General features: G+C 45.3%; 16 protein-coding genes. 6 read left to right on the top strand and 10 right to left on the bottom strand.

Annotation, left to right across the window (positions count from 1 at the left end; translation table 11 throughout):
- Nucleotides 1–170: 170 nt before the first annotated feature.
- Together J7529_RS05585 and J7529_RS05580 are read left to right on the top strand one after the other, a co-directional pair.
- Complete coding sequence (locus J7529_RS05585; protein WP_318728171.1) at nt 171–1,820, top strand: adenylate/guanylate cyclase domain-containing protein; 1,650 nt, start codon at nt 171–173, stop codon at nt 1,818–1,820.
- A 239-nt stretch (nt 1,821–2,059) separates the two neighbouring features.
- Entirely contained in the window at nt 2,060–3,241 is a 1,182-nt protein-coding gene (locus tag J7529_RS05580; RefSeq protein WP_318728170.1) for an RtcB family protein, read from the top strand.
- A gap of 269 nt (nt 3,242–3,510) precedes the next feature.
- Here J7529_RS05580 and J7529_RS05575 read toward each other — a convergent pair whose 3' ends face one another.
- A complete protein-coding gene (locus J7529_RS05575) occupies nt 3,511–4,458 on the bottom strand; it encodes a DUF1517 domain-containing protein (protein WP_318728169.1) in 948 nt (315 codons plus the stop codon).
- Nucleotides 4,459–4,717: 259 nt separating this feature from the next.
- Here J7529_RS05575 and J7529_RS05570 point away from each other — a divergent pair, with 259 nt between their 5' ends.
- Entirely contained in the window at nt 4,718–5,296 is a 579-nt protein-coding gene (locus J7529_RS05570; protein WP_318728168.1) for a hypothetical protein, read from the top strand.
- Between the two features lie 87 nt (nt 5,297–5,383).
- Here J7529_RS05570 and J7529_RS05565 read toward each other — a convergent pair whose 3' ends face one another.
- Together J7529_RS05565 and J7529_RS05560 are read right to left on the bottom strand one after the other, a co-directional pair.
- Nucleotides 5,384–7,159 carry a DUF3352 domain-containing protein gene (locus J7529_RS05565; protein WP_318728167.1) on the bottom strand — a complete coding sequence of 592 codons (1,776 nt, stop codon included), beginning with the start codon at nt 7,157–7,159 and terminating at the stop codon, nt 5,384–5,386.
- A 67-nt stretch (nt 7,160–7,226) separates the two neighbouring features.
- Entirely contained in the window at nt 7,227–8,669 is a 1,443-nt protein-coding gene (locus J7529_RS05560; RefSeq protein ID WP_318728166.1) for an efflux RND transporter periplasmic adaptor subunit, read from the bottom strand.
- Between the two features lie 61 nt (nt 8,670–8,730).
- Here J7529_RS05560 and J7529_RS05555 point away from each other — a divergent pair, with 61 nt between their 5' ends.
- Complete coding sequence (locus tag J7529_RS05555) at nt 8,731–9,348, top strand: hypothetical protein (protein WP_318728165.1); 618 nt, start codon at nt 8,731–8,733, stop codon at nt 9,346–9,348.
- A gap of 123 nt (nt 9,349–9,471) precedes the next feature.
- Entirely contained in the window at nt 9,472–10,389 is a 918-nt protein-coding gene (locus tag J7529_RS05550) for a hypothetical protein (protein WP_318728164.1), read from the top strand.
- Here J7529_RS05550 and J7529_RS05545 read toward each other — a convergent pair.
- The 6 genes from J7529_RS05545 to J7529_RS05520 form a co-directional block, all read right to left on the bottom strand.
- Nucleotides 10,386–11,285, bottom strand: a complete 900-nt coding sequence (locus J7529_RS05545; RefSeq protein ID WP_318728163.1) for a nucleotidyl transferase AbiEii/AbiGii toxin family protein — start codon at nt 11,283–11,285, stop codon at nt 10,386–10,388. The genes J7529_RS05550 and J7529_RS05545 overlap by 4 nt on opposite strands.
- Nucleotides 11,269–12,051, bottom strand: a complete 783-nt coding sequence (locus J7529_RS05540; protein ID WP_318728162.1) for a DUF3226 domain-containing protein — start codon at nt 12,049–12,051, stop codon at nt 11,269–11,271. The genes J7529_RS05545 and J7529_RS05540 overlap by 17 nt, the downstream gene beginning before the upstream one ends.
- Nucleotides 12,048–13,220, bottom strand: a complete 1,173-nt coding sequence (locus J7529_RS05535) for an AAA family ATPase (protein WP_318728161.1) — start codon at nt 13,218–13,220, stop codon at nt 12,048–12,050. Before J7529_RS05535 ends, J7529_RS05540 begins: the two co-directional genes overlap by 4 nt.
- Before the next feature lie 299 nt (nt 13,221–13,519).
- Entirely contained in the window at nt 13,520–14,686 is a 1,167-nt protein-coding gene (gene hemH, locus J7529_RS05530; RefSeq protein ID WP_318728160.1) for a ferrochelatase, read from the bottom strand.
- A gap of 108 nt (nt 14,687–14,794) precedes the next feature.
- Entirely contained in the window at nt 14,795–16,399 is a 1,605-nt protein-coding gene (locus tag J7529_RS05525) for an MBL fold metallo-hydrolase (RefSeq protein ID WP_318728159.1), read from the bottom strand.
- Between the two features lie 271 nt (nt 16,400–16,670).
- Nucleotides 16,671–16,979 carry a DUF6679 family protein gene (locus J7529_RS05520; RefSeq protein ID WP_271937384.1) on the bottom strand — a complete coding sequence of 103 codons (309 nt, stop codon included), beginning with the start codon at nt 16,977–16,979 and terminating at the stop codon, nt 16,671–16,673.
- 187 nt (nt 16,980–17,166) lie between these two features.
- Here J7529_RS05520 and J7529_RS05515 point away from each other — a divergent pair, with 187 nt between their 5' ends.
- Nucleotides 17,167–17,925 (top strand): creatininase family protein, encoded by a 759-nt coding sequence (locus tag J7529_RS05515; RefSeq protein WP_413038816.1) that lies wholly within the window; start codon nt 17,167–17,169, stop codon nt 17,923–17,925.
- A 180-nt stretch (nt 17,926–18,105) separates the two neighbouring features.
- Here J7529_RS05515 and J7529_RS05510 read toward each other — a convergent pair whose 3' ends face one another.
- A complete protein-coding gene (locus J7529_RS05510) occupies nt 18,106–18,471 on the bottom strand; it encodes a hypothetical protein (protein ID WP_318728157.1) in 366 nt (121 codons plus the stop codon).
- Nucleotides 18,472–18,593 lie beyond the last annotated feature (122 nt).

Genomic DNA, 18,593 nt, shown 5'->3' with positions numbered 1-18,593 from the left:
ATTTAGTTCTGGATTACTCGATAAAGAGATAATTTATAGCGTATGGCGTTCCATTCAGACTTGAGTGACTACTTTGATTGGACTCAGAAAATGGGTAAGTTAGATTTTTCTCAATTGCGTTGGTTGTCCGTGAATGTTGAAAGTACTATGGCTCAAGGGGTTGAAAGACAATGAGTCAACTCAAACTGCGGATACAAGTTGAGGGGAATACGGAAGGAACCGTATTGGTGGAAGATAATCCCTTTGTTTTAGGGCGATCGCCAGATTGTAGCCTATGCCTCCCTTTTTTTGGTGTTTCCCGTCATCATAGTCAAATTATTGCCCGTGGGAATGGATGGCTCATCGAAGATATGGGCAGTCTCAATGGCACATTATTAAATGGATTACCCGCCACATCTGCACAATGGATTCATCATGGGGATGTGGTGCAAATTGGAGTTGTGTCTCTGGTGGTTCTCATTCTGCAACCCTCTGGAGAGGAGATTTCTAAAGGGCCAGAATTGAGTACCGATGGTACAACGATTCTCCGTAATGTTAAAGATCTGCAACGATTATGGCTGCAACCCCATAATGAACAAGATACCGCCAGCAGCAACCGTAAGGCGATCGCCCGGCTCAAAGATCTCGTAGACATCAGTAAAGGACTCAACTCGGCTGGTTCCCTCGAAGCCATCTTTCTTCAAGTCCAAGAAGCCGTTTTTCGAGACCTCAAACGCATTGACCGTCTAGCCCTCCTAATTGACTTAGAAGCCATTGGACAACTCAAATTAGTTCGCCTAGCAACCCGTCATCAAGGTCAAGATACCCTCACGGCTGATAGCAGTTGGATTTCCCACAGCATCTGTCAAAAAGTCTTTGTCGAAAGAGTCGCCATTCAAACCGCAGACGCACAAGCCGATGAACGCTTTGAAGGGGAAATGAGTATCCTCAGTAAAGGTATTCGTTCTGCTATGGCTGTTCCCCTGTGGGAAGAAGAACAAGTCTTTGGCGTTCTTTATGCCGATGCCCATGTTTCTTCCCAGTACACCAGTGTAGAAGCAGAAGAAGACCTCAGTTTTTTCTCTGCTCTAGCCAACTTAGTCGCCTCTTCTGTACAAAGATGGCTTCTAGAAGAAAAACTCAGAGATGAAGAAAATATTCGTCAGCGTCTCGAACGCTATCATACCCCTTCCGTTGTCCAGCAAATGATGGCAGCCGGAGCGCTCACCAATGGCCGTTTACCCCTAGCTGAATATGAAATTAGTATTTTATTTGCCGATATTGTGGGCTTTACTGCCCTCTCTGAACGGCTTTCCCCCTCAGAAATTGCCGAACTTTTAAATAAGTTCTTTGAAGAAATGCTCCAGGAAGTATTTGTAGCTAAAGGAACGTTAGATAAGTTTATTGGCGATTGCATTATGGCCTTTTTTGGCGCTCCAGAAGTGCAACCGGATCACGCAGACCGGGCAGTGGCAGCCGCTAGAGGAATGCTTACTCGTTTAGAGCATTTAAATAAAACCAAGCGTTTAAATGAACCCTTACAACTGAGAATTGCCATTAATAGTGGGAAGGCAGTCGTCGGCGATATTGGCAGTTCCCAGCGAGTCGATTATACAGTATTGGGATCGACCATTAACTTGGCTTCTCGTATGGAAGGGATTTGTCCTCCTGGAGAATGTGTGGTCAGTGAAAAAACTTATAAGTTATTGCGCGTTCGTCGGGGATTTATGCCTATGGGAAGTTATCGCTTTCGGGGGATAGAACGACCGATTAGAGTTTATCAAACAACGCGCACCATTCCTGAAGAAACAGAAACTCACACAACTCAGATACAGGAATAATCTTCAATATCAACTCTTTCACTGCTATAGCAGAAATAAATCAATTTGATATACAGCGCTTTGCTTGCCTTATGAAACACAAGCTTGAAGCCTCTCTCTCCATGTACCACAACCCTATTCCCCAGGGCAAAGCACTGTAACTCAGCAGTTCTAGTAATTGACAGATATCACTTATCTGTATTATCCTGTAGTACAGATCAGCCATCTGCTCTAATGCTGGACAGGAGAAGATTATTCCCATGCCTTATGAACATCTGCAATTTGCCCAAGCCAAACCCGTACTCTCTTGGGCAAACCACCCCCTAGCCCACGACGAAACCCGCATGGCAAAAAATGTGGCTTCCTTGCCCTTTGTCTTTAAGCATGTGGCGTTAATGCCAGATGTTCATTTAGGTAAAGGAGCCTTAGTTGGCTCGGTTATTGCCACCAAAGAAGCCATTATTCCTGCCGCCGTAGGTGTCGATATTGGCTGTGGTATGGCAGCCGTTAAAACCCCTTTTACCGTCGCTCAACTTGAGGGCAAACTAAAAAAGATTCGCCAAGACATTGAATCCACAATTCCGGTAGGTTTTAATGACAATAAAGATATCGAAAAAACAGTCACCAACTGGCAAGGATGGCAAGACTTTAAGGACTTACACAAAGGGGTACAAAACCTGGATGGTAAAGCCATGAAACAAATGGGATCTTTGGGGGGTGGCAACCATTTTATTGAAGTTTGCCTCGATACAGAAGATCGAGTTTGGTTAATGCTCCATTCCGGTTCTCGGCATATTGGCAATCGATTGGCTCAGAATCATATTCACACAGCCAAGGACTTAGCCAAGCTAGCTCAAGAATCCTTGCCTGACCCCGATTTATCCTATTTTGTCGCTGGGACTCCGGAATTTACTGCCTATTGGCACGATTTACAATGGGCACAACAGTATGCTCGGTTTAATCGGGATGTGATGATGGCGAGATTAAAGCGCATTATCGAAAAACACCTCACTGGAGGCAAACCGATGAAACCTTTACTTGAGGTAAATTGCCACCATAATTATGCCGAACAAGAAACCCATTTCGGTGAATCGGTTTATGTAACGCGCAAAGGTGCGGTACGAGCGCAAGAAAATGATTATGGGATTATTCCTGGTTCCATGGGTGCAAAATCCTATATTGTCAAAGGGAAAGGCCATGTGGACAGTTATTGCTCTTGTTCCCATGGTGCAGGGCGATTAATGTCTAGAACTAAGGCAAAAAAATCCTATACTCTCGATGATTTGATTGCCCAAACCGATGGCGTTGAATGCCGTAAAGATGCAGGGGTTTTAGATGAAATTCCAGGAGCGTATAAGCCCATTGAGCAGGTGATGAACAATCAGTCTGATTTAGTGGAAGTGGTTGCTACTCTAAAGCAAGTCGTTTGTGTGAAAGGCTAATCGAGCAGTGAACTCGTTAAGTTAGGACGGTTAGGTTATTGTTTGAGGCAATAGGCACGAATAGCAATAGAAAGTCTCCTAACTTTCCCTTTCACTGCTCTATGATTTCTCTTGAAGTTTGCTATTCATCGATCCTTGGGAGGCAAGTTACTCTGATACCATTGTTGTATGATGTTGTGCTGAACAATTGGATCGGAGCAACTTGCCTATCCAGGGGAATCGATGAGTTACAGAAATGGATAAGTATTGGGGAGGAATTTCCCAAGAGCTTAAACCAATTTCAAATTCGGATAAGCGGCTAAAATATCATCACTGGTAAGGGTATCCCCACTGGCTTGGGGAGTCCAAAGAACTTCGATCGCCAATAGATTATCTTCCCCTAACGATCCCATTTGACTCAGGGCACGTCGCAAGTCTTGAGAACCATTAATTGCAGGTAACTCTAATTTGCCGAAGGTGGCTGCGACTAAAGTCACTACAATATATTCACCAGAGGCTTGCCCTAACTCGTTAGTTGCTTCTCCCGGTAATGCACCCTTACTTTCTGCTTGTTTAAGCTGGTTATTGTAATTGGTGAGAGTTTCTTCCGTGAACTTACTGCGCTCGGCAATGGAGAATTGGTTAAACCTAGCTTCTGCTGTATCGAGCCGTCCTGGAGAGCTTTCGGCACTACCATACACCCAATATTCTGGATGGCGCAAGAGGGAAAGAGTCGCTTCTTGTAGAATTTGGGCGCGTCCAGTACCGGTAGTGGGGTCGCTGGTTTGAGCAATTCGGTCTAAGTCAGTTTGCAAGCTACGTGCATCAGCTAAGAGTCCCACTTGCACTTGAGCAACGGAGGTCGTGGGATTCGAGCTACCGGCGACCATTTCCGTACCCCCATCCCCCAGGCGGCGCATGGTTTGCATTAGGAAGTTGGCGATCGCCACAAAAATCAGGATTGTAAATAGCCCACCAAACCCTCCTCCAAAGCCGAAGAAGGGCAGTAAAAAGGGAAAACCGAATCCCCCCCCAAAGCCATATCCACCCCCTGTATAGGTGCGGCTAGGGGCACTATAGGTGCGGCTGGGAGCGCGGAATGAGCCGCCCCCAATGCGTCCGCCGGTTCGGGCAGCTAGGGCGCTGGTAGCACTACCCAAGGTGATGGAAACCATCAAAACGATGAGTACCAGGGATTTCCAGGCATGTTTGCGATTGAGCCAAGATAAGTTTTTCATGGGTTATGGTATTGAATATCTTGATGACTAGAATGAAAGGAAAACGAGATCGGGTTCTCCTCCCTTTAAAGTATCTTTAGATTAAACTCTTGGAATTGTCGGTTATCCCCCTTTGCAAAGGTTGGGTAACCTGAATTCGAGAATAATGGCGGGTAGGGTGAGTAGGGCATAGAGTTGTCGAAGTTGAATCCATCGCTTATGCTCTTGCCCACCCTACGATGATTGGCAATTATCAATGGTTCTTTCCCAGGAAACCCCAATGTTGACGATAACAAATGTGAAACTGAGAATATTGGCGATCGCCGTAATGCTGACTCCCCTCGGCTTTGCTCTTCCCATTGAAGCAAGCCAGGTCTTGCCTTCCAATACCCATTCTCCCTTAGTTCTGTCTCAGTCTGATTGGCAAACCTATACCAGAACCGGACACTTTAGAGTCGAGATGCCAGGACAACCCGAAGAGGAAAGGAGTTCTGAAGATTTTGGCGGTGAAACTCTGACCATTGAAGAAATTCAATTTGAAGACGAAGGGGGAATCTATGGAGTATTTTATATGGAGTTGCCCACTGAATACCTCCAGCAAGCCAGCGATAAACAGATTCTCGACGAAATGAGCGATAGCTTTCTAGAGGGGATGGAAATGCCAGACCTCAAAAGCCAGGAGCAATTGATCGATCTCAATGGCTACCCTGGTCGTGAATACCGCGTCACTGAAATTGAGGGGGAAGGGTTGCTAGTTCTGCGCTTGTATCTAGCAGAAAACAAAATTTACTTCCTTGTTAGCGCATCTTCAGTGGCTGATTTAGTTGAGCGCTTTATGAATTCCTTTGAGTTGTTATAGCCAGAAACTCGTTAAGTTCGGATAGTTAGGCAATAGGCAGTAGGCAATAGGTAAAAAACTTTGTTTTACCCTAGCCTATTGCCTCATTTATTCTTCTGACTCTTCTGGAGAAGGTTCTGGAGAGGGTTCCGGTGTTGGTGAGGGGTTTAAGCTCGGAGAGGGTAGGGGGCCGGGTTCCTGACCTTTTTTCAGGCGCACCAGCAGGTTATAGCGGGTGGTACGGGGGCTAGTAATAGCAGAGGTTACGCCAATGGAGTCAAACGCCTTAAAGAGATTCGCTTGATCCGGAGGCATAATAATCGGTAGGGGGAGATTTTGGTTAAACAGGCGCTCGATATCGGCGTAAAAATAACCACTTTGGGGACTCAGACCTTCGGGAAGACTGGTTGTGAAGCTTTCGCTACTCGCGAGGGGATCTTCAGGAGGGGTGATGATACGGTTGGAGATGGGTGCGCCAAAGGTCATCATAACTAAGTCATCACTTAACCAGGCTCGACTAATGTCAATAATCCCAAAGGGAAGTTGCCATTGAGTAACTTCGGTTTCACCGATGGTTTCCGAGTTAATTTGCACCTGATATTGATCTTGCATGGCTTGGTCGAGGCTGGCAAAGGTTTCGTTAGCCGCTTCTCGATCGCCGGTATTCACCATCACCGCAAAGCCAAATGGAATCGGAGACGTATTTTGATCGGCAGGAATCATAGCGATCGCAAATGCACCATTCATCCACTTAAGTAAATCTTCTTCTAAATTTAATCCCGTGGTGTCCAATAAACCTTGTTTTAAGCCTTCTGGATTTAAGGGTGCTAAGGGATTCCCTTCCACACCTGTGGCATATTGATTCCACGCCTGATTCAAATTACTGCCGGTGAGCATCATCAACGTATCACTGGGAAGATAATTGCCCAGATCCAAGCTTAGGCTATCGGTTGTTAATTTCCGATCCGCTTGGTTACTCAGCCAAGTAATCCCCTTAAACACTAAACCATTCGAGGCCACTTCTAACGTAGCCGCTAATCCCTGATTAGTTTGAATCTTGTCCAATTCTTCTGGGGCGATCGGGCGTACAGAATTGGCGGCAGCCACTCTAGTGGCTTCGGGAATATTGACATACATGCGTGCCAAACCTGAAGACGTTCCCAACTGCTCTAAAGCATTTTTATATCCTGGAGTCGAAGCCACAGAAGCCGATCCTTTAAAGGTATCAATGACCCGTTCCGTGGCTTCTGGAGCGCTACTAATGACCAAATATCGGCCATCCAAAACTGTCGAAGAAAATACCACATCTGCATCGGGTTGGGTTTCTTGGATTTCAATATCCTTATACGTGCGTTGGGTCAGTTCTTGATCGACTAATTTGCCCGAAATTTCTTTTGCTTTCAACGGATTGGCAATGGGAACAATCATCACCCAAGAGGGTTGTTCCACCATCACTATCCGTTCTTCTTCAGAGAGGGATTCATCCTCAGCTATTTCTGGCGCTAAATAGGCCCAGGTCACCTCTTGTCCCACCCAAGGCTGAATATCTTGGAGGTAATCTAATTTCGTTTGGGTTTGAAATTGATAGCGCAGTTGGGCTAAACTTTCGTCTAATGCTGCTTGAGTATTGGGAGTACCAAACGAGCGTAAATTTTCCCATTGACGCTCATTGGTGGATAAAGAAATGGTCATCAGGGAATCTTGAGGAACCACATTGGCTCCCAGTTGCATATCTTTAGGAACTTGAGTCCGTCCAACGAATAGCCAATAAGCCAGGCTACCGGTTGCACCCAGGACAATGATTCCAGCGATCGCCAGTAACCCTAGCTTTTTTTTGGAATCTGAAAGATTTTGCAGCACAGTTAGAGGGGTTTTATCGGTCATAAAAATTAAGGGAAAAGCAAGAGGCAAAAGGCAACAGGCAATCCAAGAAAACCTAGGTTTACCCAATTTATGGGGAAGAGAGGATACTTAATTCTATGCGATCGCCATCCTCAAGAGGTCGAGAACTTTGCAAGACATAGCGTTCCCCAGGTTCTAAACCGGAGACAATTTCCACTTCACCATCGCGGGTTGTTCCCAGGATGACCCGTCGAGAGGTTACGATGTTTCCACTGGTCTCATCAATCAGAAATAGGGTAGCATCCTCACCTTCTCGGTTCACCAAGGCCCTTTGGGGAACCCGGATCGTTTGGCGATCGCCCACTTCAAAGTTCGCTCGGGCTAATAATCCACTCCCTAAGCGCCCACTACGATTAGAAATGGTTACTTCCACGGGAATTAACCGCGCCACCGGATCGGCTGCTGGGGAAATGCGGGTGACTTCTCCCGCAAATTCTTGGTCAGGAAAGGCATCTAAAATCACCGACACATATTGCCCCAGATGGATTTGATATAAATCTAATTCTGAGACTTCCACATTCACTTTCACGCGGCTAAAATTGCCAATTCTGAGCAACTCATCTCCGGGTCTTACCACCGTACCTGATTCTGTTTGTCGGTTTAAAATAGTGCCAGAAATAGGGGCTTCGACTTCCGTATAGGATTGACGCTCTTGGGCTTGACTGAGAATGGCTTGTTGGGCAGTGACTCGCTCTTGAGCTGCGGCGATGACCTTATTTTGGGTAATGATCTGAGCTTCTGCTGCCGAGAGAGCTTGTTTAGCTCTTTCGGCAGAAGTGCGGGCTAATTCCGCATCTTGTTTAGAAATGGCTCCTTCTTTATACAACGTTTCCAAACGTTGGGCATCGGCTTCAGCTTGGCTTAATTCGAGTTTGGCGATTTCAATTTGGGTTTGTAACTGGCGAATCTGGCTTTCACTTTGGGCAACTTCTACCCGACGAGCCGAGAGTTCTGCCTGAGCTTGGTTAATTGCTGCGGTGGGTAAGGCTTTATCAATTTCGGCAATCACTTGGCCTCGACGGACACGATCGCCCACATCTACACTCAGATAAAGGAGCTGCCCTTCACTTTGCGATCGCAATGTCACTTCCTGAATCGGTTCTGTGGTTCCCGTATAGGTTAAACGCGTTCCGCGATCACTAGCCGCAGCCGTTGCCACATCCACGGAAATGGTCTGGGGTTGATTGGCGACGGGTTGGGAAAAGGCACTTGATTCAGGACGCGGGAGCAATTTACATCCCGTGGTTGTCAACAGTAGAGCCATCAGTAAGAGCAATTGCACAGGAGGATTTTTAATCGCGATCGGCCGATTTTCGGTGAGTGTATCGCGCCCTAGACTCACATTCCGATCCGATACCTTAAATTGACTGAATCGATCCCGTTGCCTCATAAACCAAATTGGGGTTAAGGTGACATCTGCATAGCCAGAGAAAATCCTTGGAGCTGTTGTCGGCAGGATTTTCCCTTTATTGTAAACAATTGTGCCCTTCACTGGTGCACATTTCTCGATTAACCGCGATCGCAGGATTTACTCTCTTAGTTAAACTAGCCCTATGAACAAACCAACGAAACGCTCTAATTTTATCTTCTCTATTTTTGCTCTCACCCTTGCTCTAACTAGCTCTAATTTCATCATAGGGCAAGCGGTTGCTCAAGCGAAGACCATCACCCTAACGATGCAATTTTTTGGGACGAGGCGTGAGGTAATTGGGCAAGGTCAATTCAGTTATGATGATTCCGAACCCTATCGAACGATTCAAGATGTAGACTATTTTGCCATCTCAGATTTTGAAGCTACGTTTAAGAATACTCAAACCTGGTCTTTAGATGATTTGGTTTCTGGCGATCAACCCTTATTATGGGCCCCAGAAGGAGAATCCTATCCCATACCGCGCATTGCCACCATTGGTGGATTTGGTGCGTTGACCCAGGGATGGGCATTTTTTAAATCCAGAAGTGTTGATAGTGAAAATTATGGGGTACTCCTGATTAAAAACCCCGCTTATCGGAATCAGGGAGATTTTGCCCTCACAGTTGGAGTGCAAGATATTACCCAAGGAGGGGTTTTTGAAATTCAAGAGGCTCCGTCTACTTCTTCGGTGAGTCTGGATTCCCAGGCTCAATTGAATGGATTTTGGAAACTGGGATTAGTAGGTGTGGGTATATTTTAGGGAATAATTAATCGTTAAGTATTCTATTGGCGATCGCTGTAAACTTTAGATAGAGTAGGGTGCCCTGCACTTTTGTGAACGCACCCTACGGGATTTGCTTACGCTATTACCCGGAAAAAGTTTATGATTGCTAAGTTTCCTATCCTCAACTGGTTCTCTTCTGTTTTAGCTGGCACTGTAACCCTAATAACTCTGGGGGGTGTGGTTCCTGAAGCGGCTCAAGGGGAAAGTATAACGTCACAGATTGCCCAAATGGATCGGAGTGTCCCCCAAAATATATACAATACGGGGCAAACTTCCCTAGAACAGCACAATTATCAACAAGCCCTTACTTATTTTAATCAGGCGATCGCCATCAACGGTGAGTATGCCCAAGCTTATCAAGGCCGTGCTTTAGCCCGCGATGCCATGGGAGACTCGGAGGGGGCAGTCTCTGATTTACGCACCGCTGCCAGCTTCTATTGGAAACAAGGCAATGCTGTAGCTGCTTATGAGGCGATTCGGTTGATTGAGCAAATGGGTAAAAAATTTGTCTGTCGCCAGAGTGGAGGGCAGTGGCAAACGGTCATGAACCTAAAGTCGAAAACCTATCCGTTGATTATCTGGCACGATCGCAGGGTATGGGATGTTGACGGTAATGGAAACCCAGTTTTTCTGGGGCAAGATTCCATAGTGACGACGACAAGAACCGAAAAAAATACCAACTTATCAGCTCAAGGACGTTGCGCCAGTGTTTCCGAACGGTTGAATAGTATTAGTGATGCTTTGATGCATAGGGGAGCGCAACACTTATTCAGAGTCGCCACCCTGGAAAGGACAGTTGAAGAAAGCACACGAACCGGCCAAGTTTTAACCTTGGAGCATAAGATTCAAGTGGCGTGTATTCCCGATATTCAAGGAGTCTGCGATCGACAAAATGCCATTTTTACCCTCACAGGACAACCTGAGGGTGAGGGCGTTACGGAAAATAATCAAAAGCGTCTGGAGCGCTTGACTCGTTTGATCGATCACCCCGGTTCCGGTGAACCGATTCATAATTAACAAACCCTGCTCAATTGCCCTAAACCTTCTCTAATTTGGGTGGGGTTTTGGATCTGTAGGGCTTGGTAATATCGATCGCCACCATCAGCCAATTCCCGGAAAGCGGCGATCGCCCGTTTCAAGGGTTCTCGTACCGGATACGCTGCTTCTGCTTTGATAAAGCTGCGATCGGGTAAGTCTCCATGGTAGGCGAGGATAGCTAGGTCAATCAGATCTCTAGAGAGTACGGAGCTATCCATCCAGCGATCGCTATTGGCTAACAACTTTTCTGCTGCGCGATCGACTAAACTCAAGCAAGGCACGGGACACCACTCTAGGGTGTCTGGATCGTCTAGCTCAATGCGTCCTTCAGAAACAATTTCCAAGCGAATATTTACGTCATCAATCATAATGGGAAACCGAACCCCGTAGCGATCGGCTCTAATTTCCCTAGGAAAACTTAAGCCTTCTGTATTCTTAAATAGAGCTGCATATTGCTGGGTAAAAATCGCTTCACGCAATTGCCGATATCCTTGCCGATCTGAGCAAAGAAAGTCAATGTCCTGACTCTGGCGATATTCACCATACATCAAGGCTAATAAGGTTCCTCCTCCAAAATAAACGTTGCACTTTTGCAGAAAATCCGCCCGCAGTTGATGCAAAATTTGTACAATCCTCTGATGCTGTCGATCTGAAAACATAGAATTTAAGCAAGAACCATACTCTTTGACTAAGGAGCGGATAAACGCCATTTCCTGGCGATCAATATCCGCCAAAACGCCCCGATAATGCCACCCTTGCTCATAGCGGCGTAGCATTTCTTGGGGACTGAAGCGATGGATATCTTGGATCTGCCAGCAAATGGCTTGCAAAAACGGCAGGCGATCGGGAATGAACCCATCAGGCACTTGCATCATCGTTCTTTAACCCTAACAAATCCTCTAAAAAAGAGACCAATTTTTGCAAGTCTTCAACGGACTCAGCCGTTTCTGAACTAATCCATTGATTATCAGAAATACTGGTTTGATTGGTTTTACCTGGTTTGAGAACACTAACCACTGTGGCAATAATGGCTTTTTCTCGATCAAAAGGTTTCCATTTGAGTTTTTTGCGTTCTTCTTCTGAAAAGCGATCGATATAATCGTTTGCCCTTTGCAAATAATCTCGATACGCTATCTCACCACATTTTAACAACACAGTTTCCAAAACGCCTTGCTCTTCATTGTTAGGCAATACAAAAATCCCCGTTCTTATCCCACTCCAGTTAACTTCTCCTGGAGTATCAGGAAATTGAGGAAAAAACTCTCGGAAATCATTACAATAGTTTTTGGCAACGGTTTCAGGTCGATCGTTGTCCGCATCAGCAATAATTGCAAAAGCACAAAGTCGATCGTAATCCATATTCGATAACTTATCTTCTAAATTAATCGATAAATTGCTCCCACCACCCGCGTAGATGGCCACAGAAAGAGTATCCTTGAGTAAAATTGTCGGCATATCTAATCTAATATAAAGTTTGCCTTGCTTGGGAGGATATCGAGGGACAAACTTTTCCCAAAATCGATCGAGATCCTGCTCATTACCAAAGAATTCTTTGAAGCCTAAAATTTTTCTGAGTATTTTACTAATGAATGCCTGATCGTGATTCCCTTCAACTCCAATCAGTGCATATTTCTGCGTCACCAACGTACCTCCTGACCTAAATTTTCTCGAAGTCTTTTTAATCGCTCCCTAGGATGTCTGGTCACTTTTGTTTTATTATGGCCCTGTTCTAAACGATAGAAGACTAAATCAACATCAGATTCTGTGACATCTAATAAATTATCGATCGCCTCTAAGCTATGGGTGGTAGCAAAAAGCTGCACATTCATTTTTTTACACCCATCCACTAGCCATTGAAACGAATCTTCTAAGGCTTCGGTATGAATGGTTGATTCTAATTCATCAATCAGCAAAATCCCATCTTTTGCTCTCGGAAGTTGTAGAGCAATATGTAATAAGCGACGAACTCCATCGCCAAACGTATTTAGAGGAGTAAGTCCGAGTTTCTTATGTTGAATGTAAATACTGGCTTGATTGCTTACCGTTTGGGGATTGATCAATATTTCTAAATCTTCAATATCATCATCCATAATTTTCAGTAAGCCGATGACATCGGACTTAAAGTTTTCAAAGTTTGCTTTTGAGAGTAGGCGAAGCTGGCCAAAGTTAGAACGATGAGACTCAGAGGTTATAATAGCAATTGGCAATGAAAATAGTTTCCATGTGTTCAATTGCTTTTGTGTTTCAGCCAAAGGAAATATTTTTCCAGTATCAGAAAAGATAATTATTCGTCCTACTCCTAGAGGAATTACAACCTTAAACTTAGGTGATTTTGAGTTTGCTGTTATATTTATTTTAATTTCTAATTGAGAGTTTATTTCTTGAAATCCTTTTTCATGTTCTGCAAAAGTATCTTCAGGAGTCACAAGTTCAGTTTTAGGAAACAAGCTAATTTCTTCTCTATTTCGATCATTAATAATTACCTCTTCAATTGCTAAAGAACCTTGGCTTGATATTTTAATTCCTGTTGGGTCTGATTCTGCTTCAGGTATTTGAGGATGTTTCGGAAATAACCATTGCAGACTTTCAAATCTTGAACTGGGGCTTCTAACTGCGTCTTCTCTGAGTCTGGATAATGTCAGCCAAGTTTTGATATCTAGGGGATTGGCATACAAAAGTAGTGCCTCTAGAACACTGGTTTTACCACAGTTATTCATCCCAACCAGGAGATTAATCTGTCCGAGATCTTTGAGTTCTAAATCTCGTAGTCCTCGAAATTGATGGATGGTTACCGTGTCTAGAGGGTGCATGAGTATAATTAATAATGAATAATTAATAATGAATAATTAATATCAAATCGGGTTAAATAGTTGTCATTGCGATCGCAGGTGACAGAACTAAAATGGTGCATTAGATTTCCTTCGTTGTTGCGCTTTAGCGCTATGGCAGCTCTGAGCGCTAAAGCGCAACAACAAACCTAGTGGACTGTTTCACCTAAAATAGGGCTTTGTTTGTAGTAAGCACTTTAGTGTTTAAAAGCCTAGCTGGAGATTGCTCAAGCCCTCACTACAAACAAAATCTAATGCATCACATTAGATGAAACAAGGCACTACAAAATACCGATCGCATGTAAAATGCCTTTACCACTAAACAATTCCACCAGTAGGGCAATGAAGCCCAGCATCGCTAACCGACCATTCCAGACCTCAGCGCTGGTGGTGATGCCCATTTCCCAGCGCTCTTGAGGATACATTTTCAACTGATCGGAAGGACGCACAACATCCGAGAATTTCTGACTCGGAGAGTTGAGCGAATCAATCACTAAGTCAGCTAAATCATTAATAAATCCGGCATGGGTATCGAGAGCAGGAACGCGGCGGAAATTGGTAATTCCGGCTTCTTCAGCGACTTCTCGATATTCAATATCGATTTCTTGTAAGGTTTCAATATGTTCGCTCACAAAGCTAATGGGAATCACCAGCACATCTTTAACTTGTTTTTCTCCCAACTCTTCTAGAGCATCTTCTGTATAAGGTTGTAACCATTCCACCGGGCCGACGCGGCTTTGATAGGCTAGGGTATGGGGATTGGGACGGTTAAGAGTTTTGACAATTAGGGATGTACAGGCTTCAATTTCTCTTTGATAGGGATCGCCTGCTTCTTCAACATAACTGACGGGAACGCCATGGGCGCTAAAAAACAGATGTACTCGATCGGGGTGTTCAAATTGGTCTAATTGTTGGGCAATTAAGTCTGCCATTGCTTGGAGATAGCCGGGGCGATCGTACCAGGAGGAAATGAGGCTATATTTAATGTTATCTCCTAGTACCCGGTCTTCTTGCCACAGTTTTTCTAGGACTCGGAAGCTTGAACCACTGGTGCTAATGGAAAACTGGGGATAGAGGGGCAGAATGACTAGATGATCGATTTTATCTTGTTTGATTTCGGCGATCGCATCTTCCGTAAACGGATACCAATAGCGCATTCCTACATATATTTTCGCTTCTTGTCCCTTTTGAGCTAAACTTGCTTCTAAGGCTTGTGCTTGTTCTTCCGTAATTCTACGTAATGGAGACCCGCCACCAATTTGCTTATAATTCTCTTGAGATTTCTTGTAGCGACTACTGGAAATAAACCAGGCTAGGGGTTTCTGTAACCAGGTCACCGGCAATCGGATAATTTCTGGATCGGAAAATAGATTAAATAAGAACGGGCGAACATCCTCTAGTTTTTCCGGCCCACCTAAGTTTAAGAGTAAAACCCCAACACGACCCATAATTTCTTTGGTTTCCTTGTAAGTAACGATCTTATCTTTGTTACTGATTTTAACATTAATAGTTCTCTCTTAACATACCTCTAGGAGAGAAACTTTAGCGATAGAGAGTTATTCAACCCGGTGGTGGGCAAAGACAGGACACAAGCCATCGGGACTAACGCGAAATTCAAACAGGGCCGAGGCTGGGTTCCAACAGCGATGTCCCCGATAATGGGCACAGTTGCCACAACAATCGAGATTGGCTGGCATTTTGGGCATCCCTTGGTCTAGCAATTCCCGTTGAGACAGGCCCCGAATCACTAACTCTTCTCCTTGCCAACGGGCTTCCAGAATGCCGGTGTCGCTGAAGTGTTGCCAACGGCGATCGCGGGTAATGGGTTCGGGTAACTCAATCTGAACCGTGGTCTCTAATTCCGTTAATTCTCCTTCATAATGGGTTTCGGGAGCGGCTGGTTGAATGAAGGTCTCACCGATAGGTAATTCTACTCGTTTATTCGCTTGAGGACAATGGAGATGATAGCGATTTTGCAGTTCTTCTAAACCGGCTAAATCTTCTAGATAAGAAGAACTGCCATGGAAAAAAATAATGTGTTGGGGACGAATATTATGAATGAGTTGGGTGGTTCCTAAACCATCACAATGTTGGGAAAACAGATAGGTTTCAAGTTTTACACCTTCAATCTTGTCTAAGCTTTCGATCAATTGGGCTGTATCTTCAGCATGTTCAGAGAGTAAGACTAACCAGCAATCGGGGTTAGGTTCAAGCCACTGCTGGAGATTCGATTGGCGATGGGAAACAACGATAGAGGGATATCGGGGCAGTTGACCTGAGTCGCGATCGGATGGAAGGCGACGCAATTGGGGGCGGACGCGCTCATCCCAAAATAAGGATTGATGTTGGGCAAAATTTTGCACATTGCTGGGCAGATGGGGCAAAATCTCTAGGTAGGCATCGCAGCCTCTAGCAATGGTTTCATCCACCCAAATATCGATATCTTGCCCCGTAAACTGATGGTGAGAGCGCAGCAGCATCAGCAATTCTTGACCAAGACCGAGAACGGGAACTGGTAGCAATACTGATTTTTTCTGCTTCAGGATAGTGTAAATTCGCGAAGCCAGATGGTTTTCTTGATGACGGCGGTTGGGATGACGAGCGGTTCCATAACTGGCTTCGATAATCAGCACATCCGGTTGCAGTCCCCGGACTTCTTCAATCCTCATTCGTTCCACAAGCCGGGAGTTGGAGGAAAAGTAATCTCCGGTGTAGAAGAGGGTGTAGCGGCGTTCTGGAGCGGTGTAGGTGAGGAGCAAGGAGGCGGCTCCAGGCAGATGACCGCAGGGATAGAGTTCGGCGCTTAGATGGGGTTTGAGCAGTTGGGGCGATCGCCACTCTAAAGCCTGACCAGTTTCCGCTTCTAGTCCATGTAGAGAGAGGAGTTGCCGGGTGACTTCACTGCCATAAATCGGCACATCGGGAAACTGAAGCGATAAACTGGGAAGCCCGCGACAATGGTCAGGATGGGCATGGGAACAGAATACGATATCCGGTGGCTCAATGGAACGAAGGGGGTCTATCTGATGTAAACCGCAGTCAAGCAGGATACGATAGGGGCCCATCCGCACCAGTAGACAGACTCCATCCCCAGATTGACCGGTACCGTAGGGAATGCATTCAAGGGTAACCAAGAGTTGACACGCCAGTAAGGTGGGCAAGAGAATGAGCGATAGTATTCAAATTATACAACTGTTGCCCGGCCCACCCTGCGGATAATTTAATGGGCAGAACCGTTACCGTGGTAGTTGTCGGAATCGTAGAACCCGTTCTTGGTGCCAAAAAATAAGGTGGTTACGGTAAAGATGACAGTAAGAATGACTAAAACCAATTTAATATCCATCGTCTTGTGATTATGATTTAAGGTTTTCAGTTGTGAATGATAGCGTATTAGGCCGAGGGGCGATCGCTAGGGTTGAGATGCGTTCTGCGTTAATCAGAGTTTGATTCCGGGTGTGGCTGGATTTGTTCCGCTTCTGGGCACTCTTCCGAGACCAGGAATTCACTATTGCCCTTGGGGAAATTAGAGAGCTTTTGGGTGACTGCACCAATGCTTTCTAGGCGAACCATTTCTTCCCAAGCACAGATCTCATCCTCTTCTTCTGTTTCATACCGAATCGTGACTAAATCTCCTTCGATTTCTAGAACGCGGGCGCGTTCTATCCAGCGTTGCTGGTCTCGCAAGAAAATCCAGATTTCACGACCCTCGGAGCAGAGTTGATAGATCTTGCGATGTAGCATAATTGGCTAGTGATATGTGGCTTTATAATTGGGCTTCTCAAATGTTATCGCTTATTCTAGCCATAGAACCATACAATTTGGGCAAATTTGCTAAATTGAGCAAATTTTTTTGGGTCTGAGCCAATCTTCTTCCCGGAATCTGGAGAGTTTGCTACCCTAGAGGATGCCCTATCTGCCCTTTAGTCTCATGTTGCTCCATCTCTCCACCTGGCCAGAAGTTGAAGAGTACCTTAAAACCTCTACAGGCTTAATTTTGCCCATTGGCTCGACGGAACAACACGGGCCAACGGGATTAATTGGTACAGATGCGATTTGTGCAGAGGCGATCGCCAAAGGAGTCGGTGAAAAAACTCATGCCCTAGTTGGCCCTACCATTAATGTTGGCATGGCTCTCCATCACACAGCTTTTCCCGGAACCATGAGCCTCCAACCCTCTACATTGATTTTGGTGATTAAGGACTATATCACCTATTTAGCCCAAGCGGGGTTTACGAAATTCTTCTTTATCAATGGTCATGGGGGCAATATGGCTCCCATGAAAGCGGCCTTTTCTGAGGTTTATACCCATCTAGCCCAATTAAATATCGACCCGGAAGGAAAAGTTACCTGCCATTTAGCCAACTGGTTTATGTGTCGCAGTGTCTATAAACGGGCCCAAGAGTTGTATGGCGATCAAGAAGGGTCTCACGCGACACCGAGCGAAGTAGCACTGACTCAATATGTTTATCCCGACTCTATTAAAACTGCGCCCCTGTCTCCAGAAGTCGGCAAAGGTCACCCCATCACTACCCCAGCAGAATTCCGTCGCCACTATCCTGATGGTCGCATGGGGTCAAATCCTGCGTTAGCGACTCCAGAACATGGCAAAGAGTTTTATGAGTTAGCGGTGGAAGAGCTGAGTGCAAGCTATGAGAAATTTGTCGGGAAGACAGCTCTTTCTCGGTAGATTTGTGGGTTCGTGCGGGTTTACTTGCAATAGTTGTCAGTCTACAAGATTTGGGTATAACCCGCCCCTACAGATCTCTGTCGCGTAAATAAATAGATTTGATATTAGGACATGATTTAATACTGAAACCTATCAACTATAACCTATTCCCTATTCCCTAGCGCGCAGCGCTATACCTCATTACCCATTACCGCGCGGACCGCTGTAGCGATCGAGTAGCTCTTGCCGAGACAACTTCATAATGGCTTCTGTTCTCTCTAAAGGCGATCGCTCCATCAAAGGATCGATAATTTGGGCTAGGCGATCGTCAATTTCCCCAAACTTCACTTGCAACATGCTCTCTACCATCATCCGCTCTACTCGTTGAGTAGTCGGTTCAGTAGCCTGTTGAGTAGCCTGTTCAACAGCTTGTTCAACAGCCTGTTGAGTAGCCGCTTCTACGTCCCTTTCTAATCGTTGTAAAAAAACGGTTGTTAGATCCATTATTAACTCCCGATCGCTGCGATCTAAATCTTGACGTTTTTCTAATAGTGTACTCCTGTCCATCAGGATCTTGAAGTTCCCTACCGATTGGGTTAAATCGGGTTATATCAAATCTATTTATTTACGCTACAGAGATCTGTAGAGGCGGGTTATACCCAAATCTTGTAGACTGACAACTATTGCAA

It is taken from the genome of Roseofilum sp. Guam (genome assembly GCF_017746735.1).
Taxonomy (GTDB): Bacteria; Cyanobacteriota; Cyanobacteriia; order Cyanobacteriales; family Desertifilaceae; genus Roseofilum; species Roseofilum reptotaenium.
The sequence above is the reverse complement of the archived record's forward strand: the minus strand, read 5'-3'. Positions and strand labels throughout refer to the sequence as shown.

What these genes read in the sequence shown, in the direction of transcription:
- J7529_RS05585 (WP_318728171.1), top strand. Translation starts at nt 171, where the DNA reads ATGAGTCAACTCAAACTGCGGATACAAGTTGAGGGGAATACGGAAGGA.
- J7529_RS05580 (WP_318728170.1), top strand. Translation starts at nt 2,060, where the DNA reads ATGCCTTATGAACATCTGCAATTTGCCCAAGCCAAACCCGTACTCTCT.
- J7529_RS05575 (WP_318728169.1), bottom strand. Translation starts at nt 4,458, where the DNA reads ATGAAAAACTTATCTTGGCTCAATCGCAAACATGCCTGGAAATCCCTG.
- J7529_RS05570 (WP_318728168.1), top strand. Translation starts at nt 4,718, where the DNA reads ATGTTGACGATAACAAATGTGAAACTGAGAATATTGGCGATCGCCGTA.
- J7529_RS05565 (WP_318728167.1), bottom strand. Translation starts at nt 7,159, where the DNA reads ATGACCGATAAAACCCCTCTAACTGTGCTGCAAAATCTTTCAGATTCC.
- J7529_RS05555 (WP_318728165.1), top strand. Translation starts at nt 8,731, where the DNA reads ATGAACAAACCAACGAAACGCTCTAATTTTATCTTCTCTATTTTTGCT.
- J7529_RS05550 (WP_318728164.1), top strand. Translation starts at nt 9,472, where the DNA reads ATGATTGCTAAGTTTCCTATCCTCAACTGGTTCTCTTCTGTTTTAGCT.
- J7529_RS05545 (WP_318728163.1), bottom strand. Translation starts at nt 11,285, where the DNA reads ATGATGCAAGTGCCTGATGGGTTCATTCCCGATCGCCTGCCGTTTTTG.
- J7529_RS05535 (WP_318728161.1), bottom strand. Translation starts at nt 13,220, where the DNA reads ATGCACCCTCTAGACACGGTAACCATCCATCAATTTCGAGGACTACGA.
- hemH (WP_318728160.1), bottom strand. Translation starts at nt 14,686, where the DNA reads ATGGGTCGTGTTGGGGTTTTACTCTTAAACTTAGGTGGGCCGGAAAAA.
- J7529_RS05520 (WP_271937384.1), bottom strand. Translation starts at nt 16,979, where the DNA reads ATGCTACATCGCAAGATCTATCAACTCTGCTCCGAGGGTCGTGAAATC.
- J7529_RS05515 (WP_413038816.1), top strand. Translation starts at nt 17,167, where the DNA reads ATGTTGCTCCATCTCTCCACCTGGCCAGAAGTTGAAGAGTACCTTAAA.
- J7529_RS05510 (WP_318728157.1), bottom strand. Translation starts at nt 18,471, where the DNA reads ATGGACAGGAGTACACTATTAGAAAAACGTCAAGATTTAGATCGCAGC.